The sequence below is a fragment of the Mesorhizobium sp. PL10 genome, from assembly GCF_053714315.1.
In genome coordinates this window covers 230,021-242,854 of sequence record NZ_JBSKBR010000005.1, presented here as the reverse complement: position 1 = coordinate 242,854, position 12,834 = coordinate 230,021, and the positions used below count along the sequence as shown (strand labels likewise).

Genomic DNA, 12,834 nt, shown 5'->3' with positions numbered 1-12,834 from the left:
AGCATGAGCGGCACCAACTGCGAGCGCATTGCTACGTGTCCCACTGAGTGGTACATTACCTTGATGCTTGGATGCATGCGATGATCGTCGGCTTTAGAGACGAATGGCTACGGGCTTTCTTTGTGGACGACATCCACTCCCGCAACATCCCGTCCGATCTCGAAGGCCGCTTGTTTCGCAAACTCCAGATGATCGACGACGCGATGACTGACCAGGATTTACGGTGCCGCCCTCCGATCATTTCGAGAAGTTGCGTGGCAACCTTGAAGGCTTCCATTCGATCCGCGTCAACAAGCAATGGCGGCTGGTCTTCCGCTGGGACGGTGGCCGCGGCGAGGCGTCGGAAATCTATCTCGACGACCACAGCTATAGATGAGGTGAGACATGTTGATGACCGCGCGCAAGCCCGCAACGGTTGGCGAAATCCTCTCGGAAGAATTCATGCAGCCGCTCGGCCTGACACAGGCAGCTTTGGCCGAAGCGATGGGCGTCCAGCGCAAGCACGTGAACGAGTTGTGTAACGATCGCCGAAATGTGACGGCAGCGACCGCGCTCATTCTGGCGCGAGTGTTCGGCAACAGCCCGGATTTCTGGCTGAACGTCCAACGCCGCAACGATCTTTGGCAAGTCATGAATTCGCCTAACGAACGAGCGCGTGTCGATCGCGCCAAACCGTTGCCGACCGCCGCGTAGGGAAGTTTTTGCGGCGGTCGAGCGACACATTCCTCTAATGCAGTGCCTTCACCAGCGTGCCAAGCATCACCTGCGGGCGATAGCGGAACTTGGCCGGCGTCAGCCCGAGCCGCACCACCACCAACTGCTCCGACGGGACGATGGCGACCGTCTGGCCGTCATGGCCCTCCATCCAGTACGTGTCCTTGGGCAGGCCGGCGGCGACACCGGCGCCTGGGTTTTCCTCGTCGCCCGGCGCCTCGACCCACAACTGGCCCTTGCCGTAGACCTTTGAAGCAGTTGCCGGCTCGCGCATCCAGTCGACGAAACCTGCCGGCAGGATCTGGTTGCCGTTCCACACGCCGCCTTGCAGCAGGAACTGGCCGAAGCGCGCCCAGTCATGCCCCGTGGCGTAGAGATAGGATGAGCCGACGAAGGTGCCCTCTTCGTCAGTTTCGAGCACCGCGCTCTGCATGCCGAGCGGCGCGAAAAGCGCCGTCCTTGGCCAAGCCAGCGCCTTCGCCTTGTCGCCAATGGCATCCTGCCAGAGCCGCGACAGCATCACCGCCGTGCCGCTCGAATAGGAAAAGACCTTGCCGACCTCGCCGGTCAGCGGCTTGGATTCGGCAAAGCCCGCCATGTCCGGCTCAAGATAGAGCATGCGCGTCACGTCGGCGACGTCACCATAATCCTCGTTGAATTCCAGCCCGCTCGACATCGCCATCATGTCGGCGAGACTGATGGCGGCGCGGCCGTCCGCCTTCCAGGGGCCGAACAAGCCCTGGTTCGTCATCGCCATCTTGCCGTCCTTGACCAGCGTGCCGACGAGCGCGGCGTTGACCGTCTTGGTCATCGACCAGCCGAGTAGCGGCGTCTTCGCCGAAAAACCGTCGCCATAACGCTCGGCGACGATGCGGCCGTTCTTCACCACCACCACAGCCCGCATGCCGAGACCGGTCATCCGTGCATCGTCGAGGATCTTGCCGATCTCCGGATTCTGCGAGGCATCGACCCGATCTCCCTCAGGCCACAGATCGCCCTTGGTGGCCGCCGACGCTTTGGCAGGGATTGTCGTGCGCCGAACTTTGCCGACATCACCATCGGGAACGGAGGCGCAGCCCAAGCCGTCGCGAGCGACGGCAACGCTCTTGCCGAAGAAGCCAAGCAGCCCGGCCGAGACGGTCCCCCTATTCTTGTCGACAGACACTTTCATCAACATGAGCAGCGGATGGCCGGGCGCCTGCACATCGACAGCCAGCACCTCATTGGGGTCACGTCCGGCGATAAAAACATTCGAGCAGACGATCTTGGCCGAATAGCCGGAGCCGACGCGGATCAGTTCCGGCGGCGCGATGTAGAGCCAGGCAAACAGCGCGGCAACCGCCAGCAGGACCAGGCCGAGCAGCCATTTGATGATCTTCACGACGATCCGCATCACCCGTCCCTGTTTTTCCGCTGCCCGGTGGCTTCCGGCTCGATGTATGTCATCGATTTGCCGCCATTGCTTCCGCAAAATCGGTATTCTTGTCGAGCGCCGTCAACCTGTTATCAACCATGATCGGCGATCACATGGTGCATGTCGCCCAAAAGTGTTCAGCGGTTTTGGGGCAACGACATGCATAAAGAGGAGAATCAGACGATGCTGTGGGGCGATCGTCTGAGGGCTGGTACGTGCTATCAAAGGCACCGAGGGGCCACCCGCAACAACCCAACAGCGACCGGCTGATTCCGGCTCGGGAAATGCGATGCGCCGTTTCGCGGCCCTCATCACGTTGACGCTGCTGGCCGCCTGCTCGACCGCCGGCGATCTCGTGCCGTCGATGTCGCCATCCTCGTCCAGCAGCCCGACGGTTGCGGTGCGCGCACCGCGCTTCGAAGACTCCAAGCCGCATGAATGGGACAGCGGCGCGCCTTGGAACTATGCCGTTCACGGTACGGATGTCTCCAAATACCAGACCTCGGTCGACTGGCCGACAGCCAAGGCCAGCGGCATCTCCTTCGCCTTCATCAAGGCAACCGAGGGCGGCGATCGTTTCGACGAGTATTTCAACGAGCATTGGGCCCGCACCAAAGCCAATGACATCCCGCGCGCGGCCTACCATTTCTTCTATTTCTGCACGCCGGCCGCCACCCAGGCGCGCTGGTTCATCGAAAACGTGCCCGTCGACCGCTCGGCCATGCCGCCGGTGCTCGACATGGAATGGAACCCGAAATCGCCGACCTGCCGGCTGCGCCCGGATTCGGCGACGGTGCGGGCGGAGATGACCACCTTTCTCGAAATCGTCGAGCGGCACTACGGCAAGAAGCCGATCATCTACACCTCGGTCGACTTCTTCGATGACAATGAGCTCGCGACTTTCCGTGGCTATCCCTACTGGCTGCGCTCCGTCGCCGGCCACCCCCGCCAGAAATATGGCAGCCATCCCTTCGCCTTCTGGCAGTACACCGGAACCGGCATCGTTCCCGGCATGACCGGCAAGTCCGACATCAACGTTTTCAACGGCAGCGAAGCCGCGTGGAAAAAGTGGCTGCGGCAGAACACGCATTGACACCGGTGCAACGGCAGCGAGACCGCCCGGAACAAGTGGCTGCGGCAGAACACCCGTTGACACCGGCTCTGCCGCCTGCTTTTCGACGTCCCATGCGCACCGACTTGCAACCACTGGGATATCCACGCCGGAAACAGTCGAAGAGCCGACTGCGCTCCGGGCTGCTCGCCGCCCTGCTGCTTAGCGCCGCGACCATGCCTGCGGCGGCGCAGGAATGCGGCGGCGACTTCGAAGCCTGGAAACAAGGCGTGGCGGCGGAAGCCAAGGCTGCCGGTGTCGGCGCTGTCGGCCTCGACGCGCTGGAAGCCGCCACCATCGACGACAAGGTGCTGGCGCGCGATCGCGCCCAGGGCGTCTTCGCCCAGACCTTCATCCAGTTCTCCAACCGCATGATCTCGGCCTACCGGCTGAAGCAGGGTGCGGCAAATCTGAAGAAATACGCCGACGTCTTTGCCCGCGCCGACCAGCAGTTCGGCGTCCAGGCGCCGGTCATCACCGCCTTCTGGGGGCTGGAGACCGATTTCGGCGCCGTCCAGGGCGATTTCCACACGCTGAGCGCCTTGGTGACGCTGTCGCACGACTGCCGCCGCCCGCAGCTGTTCCGCCCGCAACTGGTGCCGCTGTTGATGCTGATCGATCGCGGCGTCGTTCCGGCCGACGTCGCCGGCGCCTGGGCCGGCGAGGTCGGCCAGACTCAGATCCTGCCCTCCGACTATCTGGCGCGCGGTGTCGACGGTGATGGCGACGGCATCGTCGACCTCAGGCGCAGCGTGCCCGACGTGATCATGACCACGGCCAACAAGGTGCTGTCGCGCGGCTGGAAACGCGACCAGCCCTGGATCGAGGAAGTGCGCGTGCCCGAGGATATGCCGTGGGAGCAGACCGGCCGCACCAACAAGCTGCCGCTGTCGCAATGGGCCGCATGGGGCGTCACCAACCCCGACGGCACGCCGCTGATCGACAACGGCCTGAAGGCCGGCCTGGCGTTGCCGATGGGCCGCAAGGGCCCTGCTTTCCTCGCCTATGACAATTTCGACGTCTATCTCGAATGGAACCAGTCCTTCACCTACGCGCTGACCGCCGCCAACTTTGCCACACGGTTGGCCGGGGCAAAGCAGTTCGATCCGCGCAATCCCGAAACCGGGCTCAACGGCGACCAGATGAAGGAACTGCAGACCAAGCTCGAGGCCAGGGGCTATGACGTCGGCACCGTCGACGGCATTCTGGGCACCAACACCCGCGAAGCCATCCGCAAGGAACAGATGCGGCTCGGCATGCCGGTCGACGGCTGGCCGACGCCGGAACTGCTGGCAAAGTTGTAGCCGTTGACGTCATCGGGTCGGGGGAGCCGTGCATGAGCCGTTTCGATCCAAAGAACAGCTACGCGCGTCTACCGCAACTCCTAGGCCATGGCCTGATAACGAGGCATTCCATGTCTCGCTAACCAAAGGACGCGTTCGACCGACAGCCGATGGTCGACCTAATTCGCCACATCCGAGCCAAATATGCCGAGGGCAGATTGCATGCTCTGACCTCGATGCACACGCTGATTGTCAGGGTGAACAACCCAACGAAATCAATCGCGAGACCTTGCGGATCGACTATCGCTTTCGAGGCCAAGAATGGGAGTTCAACTACTTTTCCATGCCCTTCAAGCCGGCCAAATTCACCAGACGCTATGCGGCGTCACTGGGGATCGAGAAATTCGACGATTTCGTGGAGATGATCGGGTGGTAGGCAACGCTTTCCGGTTTGCCTATCGAATGTTCTGCGTCGCGTAGTAGAAATTCTTCATGTGGCAGGTCAGGACTTTTACACCCGGCTTGAATACTCCCTTGGCCGTCGCCTTGTAATCAGCTTCGCCAAGTGTCGACCAAGCGTATCTATAATGAACCTGGTATGGAACCAATTCATAGGTAAACTTCATCGAGGGTCCGCCATCGACAATACCGCACTTCACGCCGGTAACGAGCCCATTGTGCCCGAAAGACCTCACGCTTTTGGAAAAAGATTCAATTCTGTCCAGCCTGATCCAATCCGTCTGGTTTGCGCTTGCCGGGTTTGAAAACAAAATGAGAGAAGTGAGACCCGCTGACACAATGCAGTGAAGCTTCAAAGTAGCTTTGTTTTTCATGTTGCCCCCAATCCATGAGCGCAACAAAGCATAAATAATCCCCACTTCCAACCTATATTCAGCACGCAGGTTGTCGCCGTCGCAATATTAGCACTACCTAATCCGCCATCGTCTCCAAACTTGCAAATCCCTGCGGCGCGTCGCCTTCGTCGAAGGGCGTCGTCACCTCGACGAAAGTGTCGGGATAGAACCCGTTGAACCGGGTTCTCAACGACAGCGAATAGGCGCCTATATGGCCGATCTCGATCCAGTCGCCGGTGTCGACGGTTTCCGGCAACCAGAAGGGCCGGGACAGGATGTCGACGGAATCGCAGGTTGCGCCGCAGACCTTGAACGGCACGATGTTCTTCTCCTCGCCATTGCGTGAGCGGATCGCCGGATCGGGAATGAAACGCGCCGGCAGCGTGATCTTGCCGGTCCATGAATCCGACAGCGACGCCCAGATGCCGTCATTGATGTAGAGCCGCTTGCCCTTGCGCAGCAGCACGCGCACGATCAACGACAGGCAGCGCGCAACGATCACCCGGCCGGGCTCGGCCACCAGCGGCATCTGGTCGAACTGATATTCCCTGAGGTCGCCCGACAGCCGCGACATGATCTGGCCGAGCGACGGCATCTCGATCTGCTTGCGGTTGGGATCATGGCCATATTCGGCGGGAAAACCGCCGCCGACATCGAGACCGGCAATGTCGAAGGTCAGCCGGTTGCGCACCCAGTCGGCCGAGGCCATCGCCCGCTCATAGGTGTCGGGATCCTCGATCTGGCTGCCGACATGGAAGCAAAGCCCAACCTTGTAGCCGGTGCGGTTGAGCCGCTCGGCAAGCTCCACCGCATAGGCTGGTCCGGCGCCGAATTTCTTCGACAGTTCGTAGGCCGCCGAGCCCTTGGTCTGGATGCGCACGAACACGCTGATGGCGCCCGGATCGATGTCGAGCGCCCGCACCACCCTCGTCAGCTTGGTGATCTCGTCCTCATGGTCGAGCGAGATGACGCGGATGGCGTATTTCTCCAGCGCCAGCCTGATGTCCGACTGCGCCTTGACGGGATGCATGTAGAGCATTTCGGCATCGGGCGAGACCGCTCGCACGGCGGCGAATTCGCCGGGCGAGGCCACGTCGAAGGCGGTGACGCCGGCTTCGATCAATGCCTTCAGCACGATCTGCTCGCCATTGGTCTTGACCGCATAGGCGGTCTTGCCGGGAAACATGCCCATGAATTGTTTGGCATCCGCCTTCAGCACCTGCGGGCGAAAGCAGTAGACCGGGTCGTCCGGACGAAGCGCCAGCGCCGCCTCGCGGGCATTCTCGAATCGCTGCATGGACGAATCCCTAACTTCTCGGCTGCGCACAATTAATCCAAGCTAACGGCTAAAGAAAACAATTCTGTGTCTGGCGGGCATTGACGCTTCCGCTAGCGTCGGATCGAGCGTTTGCCAACGATCAGGTTTCGGGTGGCCCTTGTCGCCGAACCCGATATGCCTTCTGCCTGAGCGGCTGGCATCCATGCCGTCTTGGGGAGGATATTTCACAATGGCAATAGCCACTACGGCCGTGCCGCGCGGACCGATGGCGCTCAGGGACTGGGGCCAGCTTCTGCTGCTCGGCGCCATCTGGGGCGGCTCGTTCTTCTTTGCCCGCATCGCCGTTGCCGAGATGCATCCGCTGGTGCTGGTGCTGTTTCGCGTCGCCATCGCGGCCATAGCGCTTCAGCTCTATCTCGCCATTCGCGGCCCGTCCTTCCGCCTCGCTCTGCCGCATGCCGGCCTGTTTTTCCTGCTGGCGTTTGCCAACAATGTCGTGCCGTTCTCACTGATCTTCGCCGGCCAGACCGCGCTTGGCGCCGGCGTCGCCTCGGTGCTCAACGCAACGACGCCGTTCTGGACGCTGATCCTCGCCAACGCGCTGACATCGGACGAAAAACTATCCTGGAACAAGCTTGCCGGCATCGGGCTCGGCATCGCCGGCACCGCCGTCATGATCGGCCCCGGCCTGCTTGCCGGGCTTGGTGGCCCGGTCTGGGCGAAATTCGCGCTGATCGGCGCCTCGCTGTCCTACGCCGTTGCGCTGATGATTGCCCGCCGCTTCAAGGGCGTGCCCTCGCCCGTCATCGCCACCGGACAATTGACCGCGTCGACGATTATCATGATCCCGGTCGTGCTGTTCACCTACGGCCCGGCCGGCCTGTTCTCGGCCTCGCCGCCGGTCTGGGCGGCGGTGTTTGCGCTGGCGCTGTTGTCCACCGCCTTCGCCTACATCCTCTATTTCAACCTGGTCGCCTCGGCCGGCGCCACCAACGCGTCGCTGGTGACGCTCATTGTCCCGGCCAGCGCCATACTGCTCGGCCTGCTGTTCCTCGGCGAACGGCTCGCGCTGTTCGAGTTCTTCGGCATGGCGCTGATCGCCTTCGGGTTGGTGACGATCGACGGACGGTTGTTCGGTCGGCGCTAGAACTGGTCTGGTAGCGCTGCTATGCCACGCTTCTGCCACAGCCCCGTCACAATTTATTCACAGCCCGCCAGCGGGGATTTGCCGAAGAGTTTCAATACCTAACGCCAAATGGCAGGTCGCAAATTCCACAATCACGTCGCATTGCAGCATATTTTCCGCTTGCCTGTGGCACAAATGACCCTAGACTCCGCCCATAGCTCTTTCATAGAGGAGGCTATGACATGGGACTCACGAGGCCAATCAACGCATTGATGATCTGTGCTGCATTCGCATTTATTGGCGCCCTTATCATAGGCGTTCTTCCGTAACCGCCAGAGCGGAAGAAGACAGCACCAAAATAGTCTAAGCTATTCGAAAGGCCGGGTTTTTCGCCCGGCCTTTTGCATTTCAGCTCAAATCAAGCTGCCGCTGACCCCGCCACTTCCGCCTCGTGAGAGCGGATGCCGATCATATGGCAGATGGCGAACACCAGATCGGCGCGGTTCATGGTGTAGAAATGGAAGTCGCTGACGCCGCGCTCGACCAGGTCGAGCACCTGCTCGGCCGCTACCGCCGACGCTACCAACGCATGCGTCTGCGGGTCGTTTTGCAGCCCCTCGAACCGTTCGGCCAGCCATGCCGGCACCAGTGCGCCGCAGCGTGCCGAGAAGTTGGCGACCTGGGTGAAATTGTGCACCGGCAGGATGCCGGGCACGATCGGGATGTAGATGCCGGCGCGGCGCGCCTTCTCGACGTAACGCTCGTAGAGATCGTTGTCGAAGAAGAACTGGGTGATCGCCCGCGTCGCGCCATTGTCGGCCTTGCGCTTCAGCATGTCGAAGTCGGTGGCGAAGTCGGGGCTTTCCGGATGCTTTTCCGGATAGGCCGAGACCGAAATGTCGAAATCGCCGGCATCCTTCAGCGCCCCGACGAGTTCGGCGCCATTGGCATAGCCATCAGGATGCGGCCGGTACGCGGTGCCGACACCCGCCACCGGATCACCACGCAAGGCGACGAAGCGCCGGACGCCCATTTCCGCGAATTCTCGGACCACGGCGTCGACCTCATGGCGCGCGGCGTCGACGCAGGTCATGTGCGCCGCCGGCGTCAGCGTCGTCTCGTTGAGGATGCGCTTGACCGTGCGGGCCGTTCGTTCGCGTGTCGAGCCGCCGGCGCCATAGGTCACCGAAACGAATTTCGGCTTCAGCGGCTCGAGCCTGGTGACGGTGTCCCAGAGTCTGGCTTCCATCTCGTCGGTCTTTGGCGGGAAGAACTCGAAGGAGACGCGGACCTTGTCGCCAATGTCGGGACGGCGGGAAAAGCGGAACTGGTTCATCAGGCGGTTTCCCCAATCTGGTATGCTTTGGCCGGTAGTGTGTCGTTTGAAGGCTCGGCGATCAGCATGCGGCGGTCGCGGCCGAGCCACAGCTTGACGGTGAGCCTGGCCTCGTTGCCGCCGCGTGGCTCGAACTCCTGGGCATCTTCTAGGTCGAGCCCAGCCTCGGCGAACCACTCCGATATCTGCCGGTCGGAAAAGCCCAGCCTGACATGTGCATGCTGGTCGCGCAGGAATTCCAGCGCATGCGGCGCGAAGTCGACGATCACCAGGCGGCCCGCCGGGCGCAACAGCCTCGCCGCCTCGCGAATGGCGCGTGCCGGGTCGTCGAGATAGTGCAGCACCTGATGGATGGTGACGAGATCGAAGGCATCGCGCTCGACCGGCGGCGCAAAGATGTCGCCCTGGCGGACCTGCGCATTGGCAATGCCGGCCCTGTCGAGATTGGCGCGCGCCACCGTCAGCATCTCGCGCGACATGTCGATGCCGACGCCGCGCCGGTAGAGCGGCGAGAAAATCTCGAGCAGCCGCCCCGTACCGGTGCCGAGGTCGAGCATCGACTGGAACGGCCGCTTGCCGACCAGCTTGAGGAGTGCGGCTTCCACCGCGCGATCCGGCACATGCAGCGAGCGGATGTGATCCCAGCTGGCGGCGTTTTCGGAGAAATATTCGGCCGCACGGTCCTGCCGCTTGCGCTTGACGGCAGCCAGTCGTTCGAGGTCACGCTCGACCTGCGGATCGGCGCCGCGAATGCCGGAGACCAGCCCCATGACGAAGTCGCGGGCAGAATCGGTATCCGACAACCGGAAGAACGCCCAGGAGCCCTCCTGATAGCGACCGATCAGCCCGGCCTCCAGCAGCAGTTTTAGATGGCGCGACACGCGCGGCTGCGACTGGCTGAGGATCTCGGTGAGATCGGACACGGTGAGGTCGCCGCGCGACAGCAGCGCCAGGATGCGCAGGCGGCTCGATTCGGCCGCCGCCTTCAACGTATCCACCATCGTATCGAGCGAAACATGCATGGGCGTATTCTCGTTGAAAAGATATAAACATATGTTTATGTCAGCTTTGACGGCATGGCAAGGCCTATGTCGCTTCCTGACAAGAAAATGCCGCACCCATGATCCTCGCGCCCGGGAAGTGCTTTTCCGTCACGATCGACTGGAAACCTGTGCTAGAGGCGAAAGCCATGTTCGAGACGCGCGACGGCGAAAAGCTCCTGCAGGCAGACCCGGCCGATATGCCGCCGGATGGCCACATCGTGTTCATCGGCCGCATCGCCTCGCCATGGACCACGCGGAAAAGCTGCCCGAAGAACATGCGAGCGGCCCGCGAAACCGGACAGGCCGCGACAGTATTCATCGACCCATCCTATCGCGATGGCCTGCTTGCGCTGGAGCGCGCCAGCCACATCGTCATCCTGTCCTGGCTGCATTACGCGCCGCGGACTCTGATTGTGCAGAAACCGCGCCATGCGGCTGAACCGAAAGGCGTTTTCTCGCTGCGCTCCCCCGCCCGGCCGAACCCGATCGGGCTGCATGTCGCCGGGTTGATCGCGGTCGACATCGGCAATGGCCGCATCGACATCGACGCCATCGATGTGCTCGACGGCACGCCCGTGATCGACATCAAACCCTACTTCGCCTCGACCGACGCGTTTGCCGAGGCGACCATCGCCGGGCGCGACGAGACGTGAGCGCGCCCACCGGCCGCCGCCGCGCCATCGCCAAAGCACTGACCGCACTGCTGCCGCTGGCGCCCTATGCCGACATGGAGAAAATCCGCGCCGAGGCCGGCGCCGTACATATGAAGACACTGCCGCCGGGCATTGCCGTATGGCTGGCAACGATAGCCCATATCAGGCACGGTCATACCGACTACGAAAAGCTGCTGGCCGAGGGCTATGACCGCGACTCGGCGCGGTTCTTCGTCATCGAGCAGACCAACATGGTGCTGACCCGCTGGCGGGCAACACGCCTGCTCGAAGCCGATGATGAAGAAGAATGAAGCCGCTACCGGCTATTGCCGGGTCAGAACGGCGACAGCGTTGTAGGGCTGGCCGTCCGCCTAGGGCCGCGCGAACTACGTCTCACTTTCGATACGTTCAGCGATGGCAAACGCCTGTAGATGCTTGGCCTTGGCGGCCTCTTCTGTGTTGGCGATAATCGAATAGAACGCTGCGCGAGCTATGTCTTTTCTGGAGGCCTTTGGGTGCACCGCCCTCACCGCCTTGACTAGTTCCTTCGGCGCCATCGCCGGGGTCGCTATCCGTGCGAGCGTGGCGGCGACATCGTGCAACTCTGAAGTTTTCATAGAGGTCTCCTCCTTTCCAAAATTAGGAACGCTGGAACGCGGCTGGGGGGACATTGCCTGGAATTCATTCGGTCGTCATGTTGGGGCGGCAATATCGCAACTACTGATACCTCTCAGTGGTTCCCAAGACAAACTGCCCGGCTCCTTCGGCTGGGCATTTTTTTGGGCCCAAGTCTGGCTAACTTCGATTTGCAAGCCGGAAATCGTCGTCCCCTATTGCAACAAAACGCCAAGCCTCCACGTTCCGCCTGACAACCGCCCCAAGGAGCGCGATTTGCCGACATATCAGGTTGAAGAAATGAGCGGTGACGTGGTCACGGCAACCCACGTCATCAATGCTAAAACGCCGTTGCGGGCGGCACGGGACGCGACTGAACGTGACGTGACCCTGCGCACACACGAGACCGTGTGGATCAAAGTGGCCGACGAGAAACGAGGGCATATTTTCGAGTACACCTTCAGTCTGTAGCAGGCGGCCCCCTGGGGCTATTTGGAGGGTCCGCGGCTCACAGCCGGCGAGTCAATTAGCGCAAGCTTTATTAGTTTCGGAAGATTTTAACGAATCATTGACCGCGCTGTCCCAGAATGAGACGGCGCGGTCAAAGTGCCCACGAGGCTGCGCAGGCGGCTCCGGCAACCCACCCGCCACAGTGTGTCGGAGCCGCTCCCACCATTTGTTATACCGGCAATGGTTGAACCAACGGTTACGACACGGGCTTTCCGATGCGTTATCCCGGTCGTTACGATTGCGCAGAGTTTACAGTTTCCGAGGCTTAGGCTCGTTCTTCGCGTATCAGCACTAGGGTGCGCATCGACTCGTGCTCGCGGCGTCAACCTCAACCGTCCAATCGTCATTGCGCTTGTGCCTTACGAAATCGCAACCACGCAAAGCCTCCCGAAACGTCTCCGGGTCAATGCCCGCCGCGTTCGGAGTGATATAAGTCCGCCAAATGCAAAAGGCTTTCCACCCTTTGGTTGCGTCATTCGTTCATTTGGTTGTGTTCCGCCAGTACTAGCGGGCGCGTATACCTTCCTTCAGCCGGCGCCGCCATCTTGATGCCCCTGCCGGTTAGGCCCGGTGCTTACTGGCCTACCCGCCCCAGGTGCCGGGCCGCTGCTTCCGATAAGTGCCTCAAGTTCACCCAGCGTAAATTCAATTTGGTATCGGTATTTCGAATCTTCCGAGTAAATGCCCTCTGCTTCAATCGTTATCACCGGGCCGCCTGTTCCAGGTTTGACATGGCCGTCGATCAAAGGTCGATCGAAGATGGTTCGAGAAGTTCCTTCCCGTTTGGCAGGCCCGACCAGCATCCGCATTTGCTTTACCCCGTTCCGTCGTTCGCGATGAAGTGGCGGACCCTCACCCACCCCCAACCATATCTTCTCTATGCAATTGCGGTGCCA

At 61.5% G+C, this 12,834-nt stretch carries 14 protein-coding genes and 1 pseudogene; 8 read left to right on the top strand and 7 right to left on the bottom strand.

The window, feature by feature from the left end; genetic code table 11:
• Positions 1-80: 80 nt before the first annotated feature.
• Together ACWGTO_RS11015 and ACWGTO_RS11010 are read left to right on the top strand one after the other, a co-directional pair.
• A pseudogene (locus ACWGTO_RS11015) lies at positions 81-376 on the top strand (type II toxin-antitoxin system RelE/ParE family toxin).
• 8 nt (positions 377-384) lie between these two features.
• Positions 385-693 (top strand): HigA family addiction module antitoxin, encoded by a 309-nt coding sequence (locus ACWGTO_RS11010; RefSeq protein WP_454574875.1) that lies wholly within the window; start codon positions 385-387, stop codon positions 691-693.
• A gap of 34 nt (positions 694-727) precedes the next feature.
• On the opposite strand, the gene ACWGTO_RS11005 is transcribed toward ACWGTO_RS11010, so the two are convergent.
• The gene (locus ACWGTO_RS11005) at positions 728-2,107 is read right to left on the bottom strand and encodes a serine hydrolase domain-containing protein (RefSeq protein ID WP_454574874.1); all 1,380 of its coding nucleotides are present in this window, start codon (positions 2,105-2,107) and stop codon (positions 728-730) included.
• Positions 2,108-2,417: 310 nt separating this feature from the next.
• On the opposite strand from ACWGTO_RS11005, the gene ACWGTO_RS11000 reads away from it, so the two are divergent.
• The gene (locus ACWGTO_RS11000; protein ID WP_454574873.1) at positions 2,418-3,221 is read left to right on the top strand and encodes a glycoside hydrolase family 25 protein; all 804 of its coding nucleotides are present in this window, start codon (positions 2,418-2,420) and stop codon (positions 3,219-3,221) included.
• A gap of 92 nt (positions 3,222-3,313) precedes the next feature.
• Positions 3,314-4,543, top strand: coding sequence for a lytic murein transglycosylase (locus ACWGTO_RS10995; protein ID WP_454574872.1), 1,230 nt, complete (start codon positions 3,314-3,316; stop codon positions 4,541-4,543).
• A 434-nt stretch (positions 4,544-4,977) separates the two neighbouring features.
• Here the strand turns inward: ACWGTO_RS10995 and ACWGTO_RS10990 are convergent, their stop codons facing one another.
• Entirely contained in the window at positions 4,978-5,355 is a 378-nt protein-coding gene (locus ACWGTO_RS10990; protein WP_454574871.1) for a hypothetical protein, read from the bottom strand.
• A gap of 97 nt (positions 5,356-5,452) precedes the next feature.
• On the bottom strand, positions 5,453-6,673 hold the full coding sequence (locus ACWGTO_RS10985) for an alanine racemase (protein ID WP_454574870.1): 1,221 nt from the start codon (positions 6,671-6,673) through the stop codon (positions 5,453-5,455).
• 211 nt (positions 6,674-6,884) lie between these two features.
• Between ACWGTO_RS10985 and ACWGTO_RS10980 the strand changes: the two genes are divergently transcribed.
• The gene (locus ACWGTO_RS10980; protein ID WP_454574869.1) at positions 6,885-7,802 is read left to right on the top strand and encodes a DMT family transporter; all 918 of its coding nucleotides are present in this window, start codon (positions 6,885-6,887) and stop codon (positions 7,800-7,802) included.
• A gap of 397 nt (positions 7,803-8,199) precedes the next feature.
• Here the strand turns inward: ACWGTO_RS10980 and metF are convergent, their stop codons facing one another.
• Positions 8,200-9,117, bottom strand: a complete 918-nt coding sequence (metF, locus tag ACWGTO_RS10975) for a methylenetetrahydrofolate reductase [NAD(P)H] (protein ID WP_454574868.1) — start codon at positions 9,115-9,117, stop codon at positions 8,200-8,202.
• Positions 9,117-10,139, bottom strand: a complete 1,023-nt coding sequence (locus ACWGTO_RS10970) for an ArsR/SmtB family transcription factor (RefSeq protein ID WP_454574867.1) — start codon at positions 10,137-10,139, stop codon at positions 9,117-9,119. Before ACWGTO_RS10970 ends, metF begins: the two co-directional genes overlap by 1 nt.
• A 167-nt stretch (positions 10,140-10,306) precedes the next feature.
• Between ACWGTO_RS10970 and tsaA the strand changes: the two genes are divergently transcribed.
• Both tsaA and ACWGTO_RS10960 read left to right on the top strand, forming a co-directional pair.
• Positions 10,307-10,813, top strand: coding sequence for a tRNA (N6-threonylcarbamoyladenosine(37)-N6)-methyltransferase TrmO (tsaA, locus tag ACWGTO_RS10965; protein WP_454574866.1), 507 nt, complete (start codon positions 10,307-10,309; stop codon positions 10,811-10,813).
• Positions 10,810-11,124 carry a DUF2293 domain-containing protein gene (locus tag ACWGTO_RS10960; RefSeq protein WP_454574865.1) on the top strand — a complete coding sequence of 105 codons (315 nt, stop codon included), beginning with the start codon at positions 10,810-10,812 and terminating at the stop codon, positions 11,122-11,124. Before tsaA ends, ACWGTO_RS10960 begins: the two co-directional genes overlap by 4 nt.
• 75 nt (positions 11,125-11,199) lie before the next feature.
• Here ACWGTO_RS10960 and ACWGTO_RS10955 read toward each other — a convergent pair whose 3' ends face one another.
• Positions 11,200-11,430 carry a hypothetical protein gene (locus ACWGTO_RS10955; RefSeq protein WP_454574864.1) on the bottom strand — a complete coding sequence of 77 codons (231 nt, stop codon included), beginning with the start codon at positions 11,428-11,430 and terminating at the stop codon, positions 11,200-11,202.
• 274 nt (positions 11,431-11,704) lie between these two features.
• On the opposite strand from ACWGTO_RS10955, the gene ACWGTO_RS10950 reads away from it, so the two are divergent.
• Complete coding sequence (locus ACWGTO_RS10950; protein WP_454574863.1) at positions 11,705-11,899, top strand: hypothetical protein; 195 nt, start codon at positions 11,705-11,707, stop codon at positions 11,897-11,899.
• A gap of 566 nt (positions 11,900-12,465) precedes the next feature.
• Here ACWGTO_RS10950 and ACWGTO_RS10945 read toward each other — a convergent pair.
• The gene (locus ACWGTO_RS10945) at positions 12,466-12,747 is read right to left on the bottom strand and encodes a hypothetical protein (protein ID WP_454574862.1); all 282 of its coding nucleotides are present in this window, start codon (positions 12,745-12,747) and stop codon (positions 12,466-12,468) included.
• Positions 12,748-12,834: the final 87 nt, after the last annotated feature.